The organism is Ramlibacter sp. (genome assembly GCF_029866045.1).
Taxonomy (GTDB): domain Bacteria; phylum Pseudomonadota; class Gammaproteobacteria; order Burkholderiales; family Burkholderiaceae_C; genus Ramlibacter.
Window position 1 is genome coordinate 79,671 of sequence record NZ_JARXAB010000021.1, and the last position, 15,775, is coordinate 95,445.

At 66.9% G+C, this 15,775-nt stretch carries 19 protein-coding genes; 7 read left to right on the forward strand and 12 right to left on the reverse strand.

The features are described 5' to 3' along the window. Positions 1 to 13: 13 nt before the first annotated feature. The 3 genes from QE494_RS01940 to QE494_RS01950 form a co-directional block, all read right to left on the reverse strand. Positions 14 to 298 carry a YqjK family protein gene (locus QE494_RS01940; RefSeq protein WP_300040984.1) on the reverse strand — a complete coding sequence of 95 codons (285 nt, stop codon included), beginning with the start codon at positions 296 to 298 and terminating at the stop codon, positions 14 to 16. A gap of 115 nt (positions 299 to 413) precedes the next feature. Then, a complete protein-coding gene (locus QE494_RS01945; RefSeq protein WP_300040987.1) occupies positions 414 to 827 on the reverse strand; it encodes a phage holin family protein in 414 nt (137 codons plus the stop codon). Then, complete coding sequence (locus tag QE494_RS01950) at positions 824 to 1,135, reverse strand: YqjD family protein (protein ID WP_300040989.1); 312 nt, start codon at positions 1,133 to 1,135, stop codon at positions 824 to 826. The genes QE494_RS01945 and QE494_RS01950 overlap by 4 nt, the downstream gene beginning before the upstream one ends. Before the next feature lie 292 nt (positions 1,136 to 1,427). Between QE494_RS01950 and QE494_RS01955 the strand changes: the two genes are divergently transcribed. After that, a complete protein-coding gene (locus QE494_RS01955; RefSeq protein ID WP_300040991.1) occupies positions 1,428 to 1,571 on the forward strand; it encodes a hypothetical protein in 144 nt (47 codons plus the stop codon). 296 nt (positions 1,572 to 1,867) lie between these two features. Beyond that, the gene (locus QE494_RS01960) at positions 1,868 to 3,748 is read left to right on the forward strand and encodes a phosphoenolpyruvate carboxykinase (GTP) (RefSeq protein ID WP_300040993.1); all 1,881 of its coding nucleotides are present in this window, start codon (positions 1,868 to 1,870) and stop codon (positions 3,746 to 3,748) included. A gap of 119 nt (positions 3,749 to 3,867) precedes the next feature. On the opposite strand, the gene QE494_RS01965 is transcribed toward QE494_RS01960, so the two are convergent. Further along, on the reverse strand, positions 3,868 to 4,686 hold the full coding sequence (locus QE494_RS01965) for a metal-dependent hydrolase (RefSeq protein WP_300040995.1): 819 nt from the start codon (positions 4,684 to 4,686) through the stop codon (positions 3,868 to 3,870). 413 nt (positions 4,687 to 5,099) lie between these two features. Here QE494_RS01965 and QE494_RS01970 point away from each other — a divergent pair, with 413 nt between their 5' ends. The 5 genes from QE494_RS01970 (at position 5,100) to QE494_RS01990 (ending at position 8,321) form a co-directional block, all read left to right on the forward strand. After that, positions 5,100 to 5,921, forward strand: a complete 822-nt coding sequence (locus QE494_RS01970) for a metallophosphoesterase (protein ID WP_300040997.1) — start codon at positions 5,100 to 5,102, stop codon at positions 5,919 to 5,921. An 80-nt stretch (positions 5,922 to 6,001) separates the two neighbouring features. Next, positions 6,002 to 6,511: a flavin reductase family protein gene (locus QE494_RS01975; protein WP_300040999.1), complete on the forward strand. Its 510-nt coding sequence runs from the start codon at positions 6,002 to 6,004 to the stop codon at positions 6,509 to 6,511. A 74-nt stretch (positions 6,512 to 6,585) separates the two neighbouring features. After that, positions 6,586 to 7,518, forward strand: coding sequence for a DMT family transporter (locus QE494_RS01980; RefSeq protein ID WP_300041002.1), 933 nt, complete (start codon positions 6,586 to 6,588; stop codon positions 7,516 to 7,518). A 117-nt stretch (positions 7,519 to 7,635) separates the two neighbouring features. Next, positions 7,636 to 7,842 carry a DUF2256 domain-containing protein gene (locus QE494_RS01985; protein WP_300041004.1) on the forward strand — a complete coding sequence of 69 codons (207 nt, stop codon included), beginning with the start codon at positions 7,636 to 7,638 and terminating at the stop codon, positions 7,840 to 7,842. A gap of 53 nt (positions 7,843 to 7,895) precedes the next feature. Then, positions 7,896 to 8,321 (forward strand): hotdog fold thioesterase, encoded by a 426-nt coding sequence (locus tag QE494_RS01990; protein WP_300041006.1) that lies wholly within the window; start codon positions 7,896 to 7,898, stop codon positions 8,319 to 8,321. Positions 8,322 to 8,444: 123 nt separating this feature from the next. Here the strand turns inward: QE494_RS01990 and QE494_RS01995 are convergent, their stop codons facing one another. From QE494_RS01995 to mnmG, 8 genes are all read right to left on the reverse strand, one after another. Then, positions 8,445 to 9,011 (reverse strand): cob(I)yrinic acid a,c-diamide adenosyltransferase, encoded by a 567-nt coding sequence (locus QE494_RS01995; RefSeq protein WP_300041008.1) that lies wholly within the window; start codon positions 9,009 to 9,011, stop codon positions 8,445 to 8,447. An 18-nt stretch (positions 9,012 to 9,029) separates the two neighbouring features. Continuing rightward, on the reverse strand, positions 9,030 to 9,647 hold the full coding sequence (locus tag QE494_RS02000) for a DUF2238 domain-containing protein (RefSeq protein ID WP_300041010.1): 618 nt from the start codon (positions 9,645 to 9,647) through the stop codon (positions 9,030 to 9,032). 232 nt (positions 9,648 to 9,879) lie between these two features. Next, a complete protein-coding gene (locus QE494_RS02005) occupies positions 9,880 to 10,797 on the reverse strand; it encodes a ParB/RepB/Spo0J family partition protein (RefSeq protein WP_300041139.1) in 918 nt (305 codons plus the stop codon). A gap of 23 nt (positions 10,798 to 10,820) precedes the next feature. Next, a complete protein-coding gene (locus QE494_RS02010; RefSeq protein WP_300041012.1) occupies positions 10,821 to 11,360 on the reverse strand; it encodes an alpha/beta hydrolase in 540 nt (179 codons plus the stop codon). Between the two features lie 90 nt (positions 11,361 to 11,450). After that, positions 11,451 to 12,221 (reverse strand): ParA family protein, encoded by a 771-nt coding sequence (locus QE494_RS02015; protein WP_300041015.1) that lies wholly within the window; start codon positions 12,219 to 12,221, stop codon positions 11,451 to 11,453. A gap of 54 nt (positions 12,222 to 12,275) precedes the next feature. Continuing rightward, complete coding sequence (locus tag QE494_RS02020; protein ID WP_300041017.1) at positions 12,276 to 12,890, reverse strand: LysE family translocator; 615 nt, start codon at positions 12,888 to 12,890, stop codon at positions 12,276 to 12,278. A gap of 138 nt (positions 12,891 to 13,028) precedes the next feature. Continuing rightward, positions 13,029 to 13,730: a 16S rRNA (guanine(527)-N(7))-methyltransferase RsmG gene (gene rsmG, locus QE494_RS02025; protein WP_300041141.1), complete on the reverse strand. Its 702-nt coding sequence runs from the start codon at positions 13,728 to 13,730 to the stop codon at positions 13,029 to 13,031. Positions 13,731 to 13,819: 89 nt separating this feature from the next. Beyond that, the gene (mnmG, locus tag QE494_RS02030) at positions 13,820 to 15,769 is read right to left on the reverse strand and encodes a tRNA uridine-5-carboxymethylaminomethyl(34) synthesis enzyme MnmG (protein WP_300041019.1); all 1,950 of its coding nucleotides are present in this window, start codon (positions 15,767 to 15,769) and stop codon (positions 13,820 to 13,822) included. Positions 15,770 to 15,775 lie beyond the last annotated feature (6 nt).

Genomic DNA, 15,775 nt, shown 5'->3' on the forward strand with positions numbered 1-15,775 from the left:
GGCGTTATTCGCGCTATCTGCGCAGCTGGCGCCATAGGCGCCAGACACCAAAGCCCTTGACGCCCCAGGCCAAGCAACGGCGCGGCCCAAGGGCGGCCAGCAGGCCCACACCGGCAGCCAGGACGGCCGGCGTCACACCAGGGCGGGCCAGCGCCTCACGGGCACCGGACGCGAGCCGGTCGAACCAGGACAAGGGACGCGCCAGCACCGCGCCATGGCCCAAGAGGCGTTCGCGACACGCAGCGCTATTGGCCAGCAGGCGCTCGCGCCGCTGAAGGATCTCGGCCAACCGGGTCACCGGACGCACCTCGGTGCCCCGGACGAGCTGCAGCCAGTGGCCAGCAGCCCCTGCCGCACCCGGTGGCGCGGTTGAGCGGTGCGGGGTGAGGGTCGTGTGGCGATGCGCATGGGACTCACCGACGGCTCCTGTCCCTGTCGTCGCGACCCGCGACCGCAGCGCGGTCGGCGCGCAGTTCGGCCAGGGTGGCACCGAAGGGACCGCCGTCGCTGCGGAGACGGCGCCGGGCGCTGGCCAGCAGCCAGGCACCTGCGCCCAGAAAGCCCAAGGTGAGCGCCGCCAAGGCGGGGAGGCGGTAGCCGTCCCAGAACAAGAGCAGCACGAAGCCGGCGAAGAGCACCAGGCCCACACCCAGCACAAAAAGGCCTGCCACCGCCATCACCAGCCCTTGGACGAGGCGCAGCTTCTGCTCCTCGAGTTCATTGGACAGGAGCGCCAGCCGCGTCTCGGCCAGCGCCAGGCCGGACATCAGCAAGCCGCGGAGCGAGGCCAGCAAGCCGGCGCTGCGCGGGCCGGCGTGCTCGCTCACCGGCGACCCATCAGCAAGCCGGCAATCAGGCCGACGCCGGCGGCAATGCCCACCGCCGTCCAGGGACGGTCGTGCACGAAATGGTCGGTGGCCTTGGCGGCATCGCGCGCCTGATGCACCGCGGCGGATTGCAGATGGCTCAGCTCGTCTTTGGCCTTGGCCATGCGCTCTTCCATGCGCGCGCGCAGGTCGGCCACTTTGTCGCCAGCCTGGCTGGCGGTGAGCTGGAGAAGTTCTTCAGCATCGGCGATGACCACGCGCAGATCAGCCATCAGTTTGTCGCGCGAGGCGGTGGTGGTTTGGGTCATGTCGGCTCCTGTGGCATTCGCCCGGCATGGGCGGGATGTGAGACAAAAGCATAAGGCATACATCTGGCGCGTGGGGTTAACCTGGGTCAATGCAAGGCTGCACAACAGCAAGAGGTGGCGCCTCGGCAGGTACCCGCCCGCCTGCGGATGCGCCGTCTCGCAGCGGGGGGCCCTGGGGGGAGTCCCCCGACCTTGGCGGGGTCTGGGCGATCGGTGGCTGTGGCCGTGATGGGCGATAGAATTCCCATTTTCAGCGCCCCCGCAGGGGCCCACCGTATTCGAGGAGTGCCCCTTGACCGACCCTAGCCAGAAACCCGCCGACGACACCCCGCATGACCCGATCGAGGACCTCGTGCACAGCATTCCTATCGTCCTGCCAGTGGTCGGCGGGGTGCTGATGTTCCTGCTGGCGTTCATCGCCATTTCCATGGCCTGAACCTGTTTTTTCCCGGCCGCAGGGCCCGCGTTCGCTGAGGCGACGCGGGCCTTTTTCATTTCGGCCCCAGCCGGATGAATCCTTTGGGCATCAATTCGGAGCGGAGGAGCCGGCAACGCATAACGTCATGCAAGTTTTGCATGGAATCGGTGTGTAACCTGGGGCGGTTTCGGAGGGGCCTCCCTACAATTCTCCGCCACCGAGCGCCTTTTGAGCGCGGCCACGCCAGATTTCCCAAGGGATCCGATCACGTCACCCTTGGGAAATTTGGTTTTTAACTTGAGGAGCTCCGATTCATGAACTCTCCCGCGATGCAGGGCCTGCCCCTCCACGCGCCCGCCTGGGTGCGTAACGCAAAGCTGGTGGCCTGGGTGGCTGATATGGCCGCCCTGTGCAAGCCCGACGCCATCCACTGGTGCGACGGCAGCCAAACCGAATACGACCAGCTGTGCCAGCAGCTGGTCGACGCCGGCACCTTCAAGCGCCTGAACCCGGCCAAGCGCACCAACTCCTACCTCGCCTGCTCCGACCCGTCCGACGTGGCGCGGGTGGAAGACCGCACCTTCATCTGCTCCGAGAAGAAGGACGAGGCCGGACCGACCAACAACTGGATGGCACCGGCCGAGATGCGCGCCACCCTGCAGCCGCTGTTCGACGGCTGCATGCGGGGCCGCACGATGTACGTGGTGCCCTTCTCCATGGGCCCGCTGGGTTCGCCGATCGCCCACATTGGCGTGGAGCTCTCCGACAGCGCCTATGTGGCGGTCAACATGAAAATGATGACCCGCATGGGCAAGGCCGTCTATGACGTGCTGGGCGTGGACGGCGAGTTCGTGCCCTGCGTGCACACCGTCGGCGCGCCGCTGGCCCAGGGTGAGAAAGACACCACCGCCTGGCCTTGCAACCCGACCACCAAATACATCGTCCACTACCCCGAGACCCGCGAGATCTGGTCTTATGGCTCGGGCTACGGCGGCAACGCACTGCTGGGCAAGAAGTGCTTTGCGCTGCGCATCGCTTCGAACATGGGACGTGCGGCCTCGCAAGGGCCCTCCGGCAGCTTGGGCTGGCTGGCCGAGCACATGCTGATCCTGGGCGTGACCAACCCCCAGGGCAAGAAATACCACGTGGCCGCCGCTTTCCCCTCGGCCTGCGGCAAGACCAACTTCGCGATGCTCATCCCCCCGCAGGGCTTCGACGGCTGGAAGGTCACCACCATTGGCGACGACATCGCCTGGATCAAGCCAGGGCAGGACGGCCGCCTGTACGCCATCAACCCGGAAGCGGGTTACTTTGGCGTCGCACCCGGCACCAACACGCTCACCAACCCCAACTGCATGGCCAGCCTGAACAAGGATGTCATCTTCACCAACGTCGCGCTGACCGACGACGGCGACGTGTGGTGGGAGGGCATGAGCGAAGCCCCCGCGCATGCCATCGACTGGCAAGGCAAAGACTGGACCCCGGCGATCGCTAAGGAAACCGGTGCCAAGGCCGCCCACCCCAACGCCCGCTTCACCGTCGCCGCGACCAACAACCCGGCGCTGGACTCGGCCTGGGACGACCCGGCCGGCGTGCCTATTGACGCCTTCATCTTCGGCGGACGCCGCTCCACCACCGTGCCGCTGGTGACCGAGGCGCGCAACTGGAACGAGGGCGTGTACATGGCGGCCACCATGGGCTCGGAGACCACCGCCGCGGCCTTTGGCCAGCAAGGCGTGGTTCGCCGCGACCCCTTCGCGATGCTGCCCTTTGCCGGCTACAACATGTCCGACTACTTCCAGCACTGGCTGGACCTGGGCAAAAAGCTGGCCGCCGCTGGCGCCACGCTGCCGCGCATCTACACCACCAACTGGTTCCGCAAGGGAGAGGACGGCAAGTTCGTCTGGCCCGGCTATGGCGAGAACATGCGCGTGCTCAAGTGGATGATCGACCGCATCGAGGGCCAGGCCCAAGGCACCGAGCATGTCTTTGGTGTGAGCCCGGCCTACGAAGAGCTCAACTGGACGGGCCTGGACTTCTCCGCGGAGCAGTTCAAATCGGTCACCAGCATCGACAAGGCCGCCTGGCAACAAGAGCTCAAGCTGCACGCGGAGCTGTTCGAGCAGCTGGCCTACCACCTGCCCAAGGAACTCAGCGAGACCAAGGGCCGCATCGAGCAGCGCCTCGCTGCCTGATCAGGCAAGCCCCGTGTACCCAAGAAAAAGCCCCTCTCGAGGGGCTTTTTCTTGCGCGGCGCAGCTTTGCCGGCCGGCCCGCGCCACACGCCCATAGCGGGCGAGGCGCCAGCAGCGCCTCAGCCGCCCACCGGCTGGTAACTCGCGCGGTGGGTGACGAGCCAGTTGACCGAGGCCGCGGCGTCGTGGTGCGAGGGGTGGAAGTCGGACTTGAAGTAGTCGCGCCAGGGCCCAAAGGTCTGCCGGATCAGGCCCTGCTTGCCAAAGAGGTGTCGCCAGGCGCTGGCCCAGGTGGCCCGGCGCCACAAGGTGCGGTCAGCGCGCAGGTTGGTCACCGTCTGGCGCAGGATGTCGGTGAGGAAGAAGACGGTCACGATGCGGAACCACCGCAGGCGCCATTTCTCGTTGCCGCCAAGCGCTTTGTACAGATCGAAGGCGGTGCAGCGGTGCTCGGCCTCCTCGGCCGCGTGCCAGAGCCACATCGTGGACAGGCGAGAGTCGGCAGATTCCAGCACCGAGGGGTTGTGCAGCAACCATTGGGCGAAGATGGCGGTGAAGTGCTCGTTGGCTGCGGTCGCTGCCACCGCATGGCGCGGGTCCAGCCCCTCGAGGCGACGAATGCGGTCCTTGGCGCGCGGCTCCCAGGCATTGGGCAAACCCAGGGCGTCCAGGTGCGCGTTGTAGAGGGCGTGCAAGCGGCGGTGCGTGGCCTCTTGGCCGATAAAGCCCTTGACCTCGGCATCGAACGGCGCCTGCTTGTCCGCCGGCAGCGCCTTGAAGGCGTTGCGCACCGAGTCGATGAAGAACTGCTCACCGACAGGAAAGCTCATAGACAGAGCGTTGAAAAAAGCCGACCGAAAGGGGTCGCCGCCACACCAGTGGCGCGAAATGGGAGCCTCCATGTCGACGAGGAGGCGGCGAACAACGAGATCAGTCATGGCATGAATCCAGAGGTATCACCTCGGCGGCAAGAGGCTCGGGGCGGTGCGCCGGTCAGACCATACACACGTGTATCCCGGCCGGCGGAAGGCGCATCTTAGCGCCTGCTTGCCAGCGCCGCAGTGCAGCGGGTCAAACCCTGCCCGCAGCAGGGCTGGGGCCGCAGGATGCCCCGGACGCTGGCGGTGGCCCGCTGGATGGGGGCGCCCGGGGATCCGGTTGGCGCAGCACCCAGGCCCTTCCTGGTGTTTTTCCTGATTCGATGGATGCTCGCCAACATTTTCCAAAAAGATAATCCAGCGGTGACGCTCCACGACCAAACCCGGGTTCTGAATCCCGCAGACACAAGACCTGCCCTCGGGCTTGCTGCAGGCCCATTGACGCGCGCAGCCAAGCGCGAAGGTCGGGCCCGATGAAGGTTCAGCTCTTGTCCGACCTGCATCTGGAGGCGCAGCCCCAGTGGCAGGTCCGGCCTGCGCCCGGTGCCGAGTTGCTGGTTCTGGCCGGGGATATCGGCTCCTATCAAGACGGCAGCCGCCTTACTGCGGCAGGTGACGCCGACTTCGGGCTCGGCCGCTTTTCGCCCCACCAGGGCTGGCCGACACCGGTGCTCTATGTGCCGGGCAACCACGAGTACGACGGCCTCGAGTTCGCGCCGGCGCGCGAGCGACTGCGGGCGACCTGCGAGCGTCTGGGCATCACCTGGCTGGACCAGGAGGTGCGGGTGATCGAGGGCCTGCGCTTCGTGGGTACAACGCTGTGGGCCGATTTCGACGCCCTGGTCCCGGTCGACGCGCCGCTGGCCGCCCAGCTCAAGGCCCGGGACAAGGCCTTCCGCGCCGCCAACTTTTACCTACGCAAACACTCCGCGCTAATGGGTGGCGAGCGCATGCTCGCCGAGCCGATACGCGAACTGGCCCTGGACTGCCAACGCTGGCTGCGCGAGGCGCTGGCCCAGCCTTTCGAGGGCCGAACCGTGGTGGTCACCCATTTCGCGCCCAGCCTGCGCAGCGCCGACCCTCGCTACGGCCTGGTGCCTGGGACTGCCGGCTTTTGCAACGCGCTGGACGATCTGTTTGCGCTGGCCGACTGGTGGCTGCATGGCCATTTGCACTGCCCGCAGCATTACGGGGTCGGGCGCTGCCGGGTGCGGGCCAACCCTCTGGGCTATGAAGGCAAGGGAGAGCAGTCCAGCTTCCAGCCCGAGTCGGTGATCGATCTGGCCGCGGACTGAGGCGGCCAGGGTATCCCTCCGACGGCAACGCGGGGGCCGGGCGGGCATACTGCCTCCTTTACCCCCGTCCCCACTCTCCCATGCCCACCCACCGCCAGGCCCTTGCGCCGAGTTTTACGCCGCGCGAGTTCCGCAGTGCCCTGGGCATGTTCGCTACCGGGGTGACCATCGTCACCATTTTGGGCACCGACGGTCAGCCCACAGGCCTGACCGCCAATTCGTTCAACTCCGTATCCATCGAGCCGCCCCTGGTGTTGTGGAGTCTGTCGCGCCAGGCAGCGTCGATGGAGGCCTTCCGTACAGGCACGCACTACGCCATCAATGTGCTGGCGGCAGACCAGCGCGAATTGGCGGAGCGCTTTGCCGACCGCAACGCGGACCGATGGCGCGGCGTCGAGACCACCCGCGGTGCCGGCGATGCCCCGCTGATCGCCGGCGCGGCCGCGACCTTCGAATGCTTCAACCGCAGCCGTTACGAAGAGGGTGACCATGTCATCTTCGTCGGCGAGGTCGAGCGCTGCACCCGGCGTGAAGGCGCCTCCCCCCTGCTGTTTCACGGCGGCCGCTTCTACACCGAGCACCCGCTCTGAACAGGCGTGGCGCTGCCCAGCGCCGGGTCACCCAGGCGGCAGCCCCTGCCGCCTGGGGCCGCTAGGATTGCCCGATGCGCGAACGCAAGGATCACCTCGACGGACTGGCCATCAGCCTGCTAGGGGTCTGCTGTCTTTTCTGGGCCGGCCAACAGATCCTGATCAAGGTGACGTTGACCGAAATTCCCCCGCTGTGGCAGGCGGGGCTGCGCTTCGCCGGCGCGGCCTTGCTGCTGCTCGTGTGGTGCCGAGTCCGCGGCATCGCGCTCTGGACGCGGGATGGCACGGGCAAAGCCGGCCTGATCGCTGGCCTGCTGTTCGCCGCCGAGTTCGCCTGCATTTACCTGGGGCTCCAGGACACCAGCGCCTCCCGGGTCACGGTCTTTCTCTATACCTCTCCCTTCTGGATGGCGCTGTTGCTGCCCCGTTTTGTGCCGGGCGAGCACCTGCGGGCCTGGCAATGGGCCGGCCTCGTGCTGGCCTTCGGCGGGGTTGCGGTGGCCTTCGCCGAGGGCTTTCAGGGACCGGCGGCCGGCCCGAACCAGCTGCGCGGGGACGCCCTGGCGCTGGCTTCTGGCTGCTTCTGGGGCCTGACCACGCTCACCATCCGAACCACCCGCCTGGCCGAAGCCAGCGCGGAAAAGTTGCTCCTCTACCAGGTGGGTGTCACCGCGCTGGTGGCGCCACTGCTGTCCCTGGCCCTGGGGGAGGGCGGACACTTCTCGTATTCGGCCTCGGCCTGGGCCGCAACCGGGCTGCTGGCCGTCGTCGGCTCGTTTGCCAGCCTGCTGGTCTGGATGTGGCTGCTGCGGCACTACCCGGCCACACGCATGGCCTCCTTCGCCTTTCTCACGCCTGTTCTGACGCTGGTGATGGGCGTGGCGCTGCTGGGCGAGCCGCTCACCCTGAATCTGGTGCTGGCGCTGGCAGGCGTGGTAGCAGGCATCGTGCTGGTGAACCGACGGTCAACGCCACCAGCAGCACCTGCACAGGGACCGGCTGCCTGAACGCAGCCGCGTGGAGCGCTGGATGCTGGTCAATCCTGCGCAGACGATGAAGCGCCCGACAAATTCCGCCCACGCCCCCGTCTTCGGCCGCCTTCCGCCTACCGCTACAGTAGGCCCATGAAGCGCGCATCCGCCCCTGCGGCAGAACCCTCCTTCAAGGGCAACAAGCAGTCGCTGCCCTCCAAGCCCTGCGTGGCCTGTGGCCGCCCCATGACTTGGCGCAAGCGCTGGGCGCGCAACTGGGAACAGGTGAAGTACTGCTCCGAGGCGTGCCGCCGAAAAGGCGACGCCGCGGCGACTTCAGCCACCGGTGAGCGCCGCTAGGATTGCACGCCAGTTGCTACTCTTCCTTCTTAACGATTGATTCCCCCTGCACCATGGCCATCTGGACCCGACCGATCTCGATCGAACTGCTCACCAAACACAGCCGGAACACGGCGATGGAACACCTGGGCATTGAACTGGTGGAAGTGGGTGATGACTTCCTTCGGGGGCGGGTGCCTGTGGACTCCCGCACCCACCAGCCCTACGGCTTGCTGCATGGCGGAGTGAGTGTGGTGCTGGCCGAGACCCTGGGGTCGCTGGGCGCCAACTATTCCTGCGCGCCCGGCTACCACGCGGTGGGGCTGGACATCAACGCCAACCATTTGCGCGGCGTGCGCTCGGGCTGGGTCACCGGCACTGCCAGGCCAGTCCACCAGGGGCGCTCGACACAGGTCTGGCAAATTGATCTTCAGGACGACGCGGGCCGGCCCATCTGCGTCTCGCGGATCACCATGGCCATCCTCGAACAAAATGGCTAAGGGCTAAGGGCCGAGCACACGGCACGCCGTACTCCGAACCCCAGGACCCCTTACTGAAACGCCCTGGGCGAGTGGCATGTCAGTGACGCGGCCGACAAGCACGCGGTCGGCAGCAGCAGGCCCTCAGGCGCCACCGCCCTCGGCCATGCGCTTGCTTTTCCAGTAGACGTCGTCGCCGCCATTCATCCGGTTGAGGACGCGGGCAAGCACGAACATCAGGTCGGACAGGCGGTTGAGGTACTGGCGCGGCGCATCGCGCAACGTTTCTGCGGCGCCCAGAGCGACCACCGAGCGCTCGGCCCGGCGCGCCACGGTACGGCAGACATGGGCCAGGGACGCCGCGCGACTGCCGGCTGGCAAGATGAACTCCTCGAGCTTGGGCAGCGCAGCGTTGTGCGCCTCCAGCGCCTCGTCCAGCGTGATGACGGCTTCCGCCGAGAGCAGCTCGAAGCCAGGGATGGACAGCTCGCCGCCGAGGTTGAACAACTGGTGCTGCACCTCGACCAGCAAGCTACGCACCTCATCGGGCAGCGACTCGCACAGGAGCAGGCCGAGGAAGGAGTTGAGCTCGTCCACATCGCCCATCGCCTGCACCCGCAGGTGGTGCTTGTGGACGCGGGTGTTGTCCCCGAGGCCGGTGGTGCCGTCGTCGCCGGTGCGGGTGGCAATCTGGGTGAGGCGCTTGCCCATGTGGTCTGTCTCCCGGGTTCAGTCTGGCGCCCCGGCCGTGCCGGTGCGTGGCCCCGATTGTGCAGGAGGCGGAGCCAGGCGGCTGATCTGGCGGTCCTGCCAGGAGGCGCAGGTCACCAGCGCGATGAAGCCGCCCAAAAGCGCAAAGCCCATATCCGATTGGGTGTCGAAGGGGTCCCCCTGGGTGCCCAGAAACTCATCCGCGCCCTGGCCCAGGGCCACGGCCGCGCCCCATTCGATCAGCTCGTAACTCGCGCTGATCGCGAGCACCACGCACAGCACCAGAAAGCCCAGCATGCGCCGGCCGCGCACCCAGGCTCCGCGAAGGAGAACTTCGCGGGCGACCAGGGCGGGCACGAATCCCTGGGCGAAATGACCCAGCTTGTCATAAGGGTTGCGGGCCAGGCCCAGCCATTCGGCCACCCAATGCCCCAGGGGCACGCGGGCGTAGGTGTAGGCCCCACCCATCAGAAGAATGCAGGCATGCAAGAAGATGCACGCGTACAGCAGGGTGGACAGCGGAAAGCGGCGAAAGCTCAACCAAAGCACCGGCAAGGCGATGAGGATAGGCGCCACCTCAAGCCACCAGGTCAGGCGGTCAAAAGGGCGCCAGCCGGAGAGGAGCAGAAAAGTCATCAGCACCAGCGAGGCACTGATGAGCCAGGGGGCTCTGTCTCGGGGAAAAGGAAGTTGTGCGTGGATGGGCATGACGAACTCGCTGTGTGAAGTCGGTCGATGCGTCACCCGGGGTGAGCAGCCGGTTCCTGCCACCTCCTTCGCTTTGGCTTACCGCAGATTCGGCGGCGGGGCGAGCCCTGTGATCACCGCCGCAAGTGCAGGCGGTGTGTGTGCTCGTCCGAGCAGCGCCTCACTCCCTGCGCAGGCGGTCGATCAGTCCGTTGAGTTCCTCGAGCGAGCCGAAGGCAATGGAAAGCTCGCCCATTTCCTCGATGCGCCCATGGCGCTTGACGCGCTTCTTCACGCGCACCTCGACCGCGGCGGTGAGCAGATCGGAGAGTTCCTCCTCCACCCGACGCAGGTCGCGCGACTTTTCCTTCTTGGGCGTGGGCGAGACCAGGTTGAACTCGGCACCGATCTTTTTGACCAGGCTCTCGGCCTCGCGCACCGACATCTGGCGCGCGGTGATCTGGTTGGCCGCCGTGATTTGGGCAGCCCGGTCTAGCGCAAGCAGCGCACGCGCATGGCCCATGTCCAGGTCGCCAGCCATCAACATGGTCTGCACCGGGTCGGCCAGGTTGAGGAGACGCAGCAGGTTCGACGCGGCGCTGCGCGAGCGGCCCACCGCCTGGGCGGCCTGCTCGTGGGTCATGCCGAAGTCACGGACCAGCCGCTGCAGGCCCTGGGCCTCCTCGAGCGGGTTGAGGTCCTCGCGCTGCATGTTCTCGATGAGTGCCATAGCGGCGGCAGACTCGTCGGGCACATCGCGCACCAGCACTGGCACGCTGTCGAGACCCGCCAGGCGGGCGGCGCGCGAACGGCGCTCGCCGGCAATGATTTCGTACTTGCCGGCGTTGGACCCCTTGTCCAATTTGCGCACAAGAATCGGCTGCATGATGCCTTGGGCTTTGATGCTCTCGGCTAACTCGTAGAGCGCGCCTTCGTCCATGCGAGTCCGGGGCTGGTACTGGCCGGGCACCATGTCGTCGAGGCGCAGCGAGGCGGGCTGGCCGGGGTTCGGGGTGGCGGCGTCGGATGGCGCCTCCACTTTCGGTCCGAGCAGGGCCTCCAGGCCGCGGCCCAGACCTTTGGGTTTCTTGGTCACCATAGTTGTCTCGTCTTGGTTTTTGGTCATTCGGAAATCAGTGCGGCAAGGAGCGCGTGGCCTTCGGCCCAGTCGCCCAGCTTCGAGTCGGCATTGATGTGCCCGGCCTCGCCTGCGTCATGAAAGCGCGCGCCCCAGTCAGTGGCCAAGCCCTGGGCGCGCTCGAAGCCGCAAAAAGGATCGTTGCGGCTGCCGACCAAGAGGGTCGGAAACGGCAGGCGCTGGCGGATGATCGGCGACCAGCTGCGCAGCGGCGCAAGCAACTCGGGTCGCTCGGTGTCACCGGGCGCCACCAGCAGGGCCGCGCGCACGCGGGCGGTATGGCGGGAATGCGAAGCCCAGGCCGCCACCAGCAGACAGCCCAGGCTGTGCGCCACCAGCAGCACCGGCTCCCGCCGGGACAGCACCACCTCCTCGAGCCGCGCAGACCAGTCACCGCGCAAGGGCCGTTCCCAGTCGTGTTGCGCTACCCGGTGGTATCCCTGCAGCTGCTCCCAGCGGCTTTGCCAGTGGTCGGGGCCGCTGTCATGCCAGCCCGGCAGGAGGAGGACGTGGTCCGGTCGCATGGAGGTAAAGCGATGGTGACGGGTGGTGAGGCGGTGGTGGTTTGGGTCAAGGGGCGGGACATGCGCGTACGCAGGGCCGGCGCGTGGACCTCACAGCTTCTGGATGCGCTCCACCATCTCTCGGGCGAATTCCACATAGGCCTGACTACCCCTGGCCGCGGTGTCGAACACCACGCCGGGCAGACCATAGCTGGGGGCTTCGGCCAGGCGGACGTTGCGCGGAATCACGGTGTTAAACACCTTGTCGCCGAAATGCGCTTTGAGCTGCTCACTCACCTGCTGCTGCAAGGTGATGCGCGGATCGAACATCACACGCAAAAGGCCGATGACTTCCAACTTGGGATTCAGGTTGCCATGGACCTGCTTGATGGTGTTGACCAGATCCGACAGGCCTTCGAGCGCGAAGTACTCGCACTGCATCGGCACGATCACGCCATGGGCGGCGCAGAGGCCATTGAGGGTCAGCATCGACAGCGAAGGCGGGCAATCGATCAGCACCAGGTCGTACTCGGCGTCGACCACCGCCAGGGCTTCGGCCAGGCGGCGCTCGCGCCGATCCAGGTCAACCAACTCCACCTCCGCGCCGGCCAGGTCGCGGTTGGCGCCCAGCACGTCGTAGCAGCTGGCCTCGGCCCGGACGCGCGCTTCGGCCACACCGGCCTCCCCCAGCAACACGTCGTAGACGCTCTGGACCAGCTCTCGCTTGTCCACCCCCGAGCCCATCGTGGCGTTGCCCTGCGGGTCTAGGTCGACCAGGAGCACCCGCTGGCCGACAAGTGCCAGACCGGCGGCCAGGTTGACGGTGGTGGTGGTCTTGCCCACCCCGCCCTTCTGGTTTGCGACACAAAAGATCTTGGCCATGGCGTCCTCTGAGGGGGTCGTTGGATAAATGAAAGTACTTGCTTACTTGCTGATTTAGCGAGAAATCACAAGGCGCAGACCGAAGCCCAAAAGACAAAGCCCGGCGAACTTCTCGAGGGCGCGGGTCAGCATCGGCAGCGTCCGCAGACGCTCGGCCAGAAAGTGGGTGAGCAAGACCACCACCAGTCCGTAGGCAAAAGTCAGGGCGGCAATGGTCAGCGCCATCACCCCGAAAGTCAGCAGCCCCTGGTGCCGGGCCGGGTCCACGAAGAGCGGGAAGAAAGCCATATAAAAAACAATGGCCTTCGGATTGAGCAGGGTGATGAGACCGGCCTGGCGGAAGTAATGGCGGGGCCGGATGTTCAAGACGGGTGCGTCACCAGGCTTGGCGGTCAGCATACGAAAACCCAGCCAAGCCAGGTAGGCGGCGCCCGCCCACTGCACCGCATGGAAGGCCGGCGGCCACGCCGCCAACAGCGCGGCGACGCCAGCGACCGCAGCCCACAGCAAGACCTGGTCGCCCGCGATCACGCCCAGGGTGGCGGCCAGGCCGCCTGCAATACCGCCCTTGCTGGTTGAGGTGATCAAGGCCAGATTGCCCGGGCCGGGAATGGCCAGGAACAGGATGATCGCGGCGACGAAGGCGCCGTAGTCTGCAATACCGAACATCGGGTGCCCGGTGGTCCGGGCCAGTCTAGAGGTCTGGAAAAACCGGGGCGGCGGTGACAGGCAGCGCCGCTCCGGGGGCAGGCCCGAGTTTACGGGACGGACGCGGTGCTGCCGACTCGTGACGTCGGCAAGAACACTTCAGGCGGGTGTCGTGTCGACGGCGGCCAAGCCTTTTCTCAGCCAGACCAGGCAACGCTCGGCCGCCAGCCCAGGCACTTGCAGCGGTTCCACGTGAAACACGCCCACATGGGCTGGCAGGGCGGCGATCTCCTCGGACGGGTGCTTGCCCTTCATGGCCAGCCAGACGCCCTCCTCCGCCAAGGCCTGGCCCGACCAGTTCACGAAGTCGGCGAGCGAGGCAAAGGCGCGCGAGCAGATCAGGTCATAGGGGCCAGACAGGCGCTCGACCCGCTCATGCACACCGCGCAGCGTGCCCAATTGAAGCTGGGCAGCGACCTGCTGGATGAAGGCCGCCTTCTTGGCCACGGTGTCCACGCAGTCCACCGCCAACCCAGGGCAGCAGATGGCCAGGACCACGCCGGGCAGGCCGGCACCAGAACCCACATCCAGCACCCGAAGGGGTCGGGCGCCAGGAGCCGCGGCCGAGGCAACGGCGGAGTCACCGTAAGTGAGGCCCAGTTGCCGGCACAGCGGCGCCACCACCGCCAGGCTGTCCATCAGGTGGTGGCTGAACATCTCGTCCGGGCGGCGCAGGGCGGTGAGGTTGTAGACCCGGTTCCATTTCTGGATCAGGCCCAGATAGGCGAGCAGCTGGGCCTGCTGCCCCGCCCCCAATGCCAACCCCAGCTGATCCAGCCCTTGGGTCAAGGCCGCGGCCATCCCTCCAGCCACCCCCGCAGCCACATCCCGCGCCATGCCCTCCCGCTTGTCGGTTGGGGCAGCACCGCCGGTAGCCGGCCCACGTCCGCTCACGCCGCCTCCCGGGCCTCGACCGCTGCGCCGTCGAAGCCGCGGTACCGCCCGCGCTTGAGGTGGACCAATAGCAGGGAAATGGCCGCCGGGGTGACCCCGGAGATGCGGGACGCCTGTCCCAGCGTCTCGGGCCGGTGCCGGGCCAGCTTTTGCCGGACCTCGATGCTCAAGGCGGCCACCTGCTGGTAATCCAGCTCGTCCGGCAGGCGAAGGCCCTCGTAGTACCCCGCCCGCTGGACCTCGTCTTTCTGCCGCTCGATGTAGCCGGCGTACTTGGCGCCGATCTCGATCTGCTCGACGACGGGCTGGTACAGCTCGCCCAGCGTTTCACGTGAAACAGAGGGGCTCGCAAACCGGGCGCCATCCATGCCGACGAGCATTTCGTAGGCAACCCCAGGCCGGCGCAGGAGATCGCCCAGGTTGTATTCGTGCTCAATCGCCTTGCCGAGCACCCGCTCCGACTCTGCCGCCGGCAGGTTGCGGGGGTTGACCCAGGTGGCCTTGAGTCGCTCGGTTTCACGTGAAACAGCGTCGCGCTTGCGGCTGAAGGCGTCCCAGCGAGCGTCGTCCACCAGGCCCAGCCGGCGGCCAGCTTCGGTGAGGCGCATGTCGGCGTTGTCCTCCCGCAGCTGCAGACGGAACTCGGCGCGGCTGGTGAACATCCGGTAGGGCTCGGTCACGCCCTTGGTGATGAGGTCGTCCACCAGCACGCCGAGGTAGGCCTCGTCGCGGGCCGGCAGCCAAGGCGCCGCCCCCTTCACCTGCAAGGCGGCATTGAGTCCGGCAAACAGCCCCTGGGCCGCCGCCTCCTCATAGCCAGTGGTGCCGTTGATCTGGCCGGCGAAGAACAGGCCCTGGATGGACCGGCTCTCAAAGCTGCTCTTGAGGCCGCGCGGGTCGAAGTAGTCGTACTCGATCGCATAACCGGGCCGCAGAATGTGGGCGTTTTCCAGACCCTTGATCGAGCGAACCAGCGCGTACTGGATATCAAACGGCAGGCTGGTCGAGATTCCGTTGGGGTAGATCTCGTGGGTGGTCAGGCCCTCGGGCTCGAGGAAGATCTGGTGGCTGTCCTTGCCCGCAAAGCGGTTGATCTTGTCCTCGACGCTGGGGCAGTAGCGCGGGCCCACGCCCTCGATTTTCCCGGTGAACATCGGGCTGCGGTCGAAGCCGGAGCGGATGATCTCGTGGGTGCGCTCGTTGGTGTGGGTGATCCAGCAAGGCACCTGGCGCGGGTGCATCTCGGCACGGCCCATGAAGCTGAACACGGGCACCGGGTCCAGGTCGCCGGGCTGCGCCTCGCACTGGGAAAAATCAATGGTCCGGCCATCGAGCCGCGGCGGGGTGCCCGTCTTGAGGCGGCCCTGCGGGAGTTTGAGTTCCTTGAGCCGCGCCGACAGGCTGACCGCCGGCGGGTCGCCCGCCCGGCCGGCGGCGTAGTTGTCTAGGCCCACGTGGATCTTGCCGTCCAGAAAGGTGCCAGCAGTGAGCACCACCGCCCTCCCCCGAAATCGGATGCCGACCTGAGTCACCGCGCCCACCACCCGGTCGCCTTCAACCATCAGGTCGTCGACCGCTTGCTGGAACAGGGTGAGGTGGGGCTGGTTCTCCAACATCCGGCGAATGGCCGCCTTGTAGAGAATGCGGTCGGCCTGGGCCCGGGTGGCGCGCACCGCCGGCCCCTTGGAGCTGTTGAGAATGCGGAACTGAATGCCACCCTCGTCCGTAGCCAGCGCCATCGCGCCGCCAAGCGCGTCCACCTCTTTGACCAGATGGCCCTTGCCGATGCCGCCGATCGACGGGTTGCAGGACATCTGACCCAGGGTCTCGATGTTGTGGGAGAGCAGCAGGGTCTCGCAGCCCATCCGGGCCGCGGCCAGCGCAGCCTCGGTGCCGGCATGGCCGCCACCGACGACGATGACGTCGAATTCCTGGGGGTACAGCATAGGAAG

What these genes read in the sequence shown, in the direction of transcription:
- QE494_RS02010 (WP_300041012.1), bottom strand. Translation starts at nt 11,360, where the DNA reads ATGCGACCGGACCACGTCCTCCTCCTGCCGGGCTGGCATGACAGCGGC.
- QE494_RS01950 (WP_300040989.1), bottom strand. Translation starts at nt 1,135, where the DNA reads ATGACCCAAACCACCACCGCCTCGCGCGACAAACTGATGGCTGATCTG.
- mnmG (WP_300041019.1), bottom strand. Translation starts at nt 15,769, where the DNA reads ATGCTGTACCCCCAGGAATTCGACGTCATCGTCGTCGGTGGCGGCCAT.
- QE494_RS01965 (WP_300040995.1), bottom strand. Translation starts at nt 4,686, where the DNA reads ATGACTGATCTCGTTGTTCGCCGCCTCCTCGTCGACATGGAGGCTCCC.
- QE494_RS02015 (WP_300041015.1), bottom strand. Translation starts at nt 12,221, where the DNA reads ATGGCCAAGATCTTTTGTGTCGCAAACCAGAAGGGCGGGGTGGGCAAG.
- QE494_RS01970 (WP_300040997.1), top strand. Translation starts at nt 5,100, where the DNA reads ATGAAGGTTCAGCTCTTGTCCGACCTGCATCTGGAGGCGCAGCCCCAG.
- QE494_RS01980 (WP_300041002.1), top strand. Translation starts at nt 6,586, where the DNA reads ATGCGCGAACGCAAGGATCACCTCGACGGACTGGCCATCAGCCTGCTA.
- QE494_RS01985 (WP_300041004.1), top strand. Translation starts at nt 7,636, where the DNA reads ATGAAGCGCGCATCCGCCCCTGCGGCAGAACCCTCCTTCAAGGGCAAC.
- QE494_RS01975 (WP_300040999.1), top strand. Translation starts at nt 6,002, where the DNA reads ATGCCCACCCACCGCCAGGCCCTTGCGCCGAGTTTTACGCCGCGCGAG.
- QE494_RS01995 (WP_300041008.1), bottom strand. Translation starts at nt 9,011, where the DNA reads ATGGGCAAGCGCCTCACCCAGATTGCCACCCGCACCGGCGACGACGGC.
- QE494_RS01960 (WP_300040993.1), top strand. Translation starts at nt 1,868, where the DNA reads ATGAACTCTCCCGCGATGCAGGGCCTGCCCCTCCACGCGCCCGCCTGG.
- rsmG (WP_300041141.1), bottom strand. Translation starts at nt 13,730, where the DNA reads ATGGCCGCGGCCTTGACCCAAGGGCTGGATCAGCTGGGGTTGGCATTG.
- QE494_RS02000 (WP_300041010.1), bottom strand. Translation starts at nt 9,647, where the DNA reads ATGACTTTTCTGCTCCTCTCCGGCTGGCGCCCTTTTGACCGCCTGACC.
- QE494_RS02020 (WP_300041017.1), bottom strand. Translation starts at nt 12,890, where the DNA reads ATGTTCGGTATTGCAGACTACGGCGCCTTCGTCGCCGCGATCATCCTG.
- QE494_RS01990 (WP_300041006.1), top strand. Translation starts at nt 7,896, where the DNA reads ATGGCCATCTGGACCCGACCGATCTCGATCGAACTGCTCACCAAACAC.
- QE494_RS02005 (WP_300041139.1), bottom strand. Translation starts at nt 10,797, where the DNA reads ATGGTGACCAAGAAACCCAAAGGTCTGGGCCGCGGCCTGGAGGCCCTG.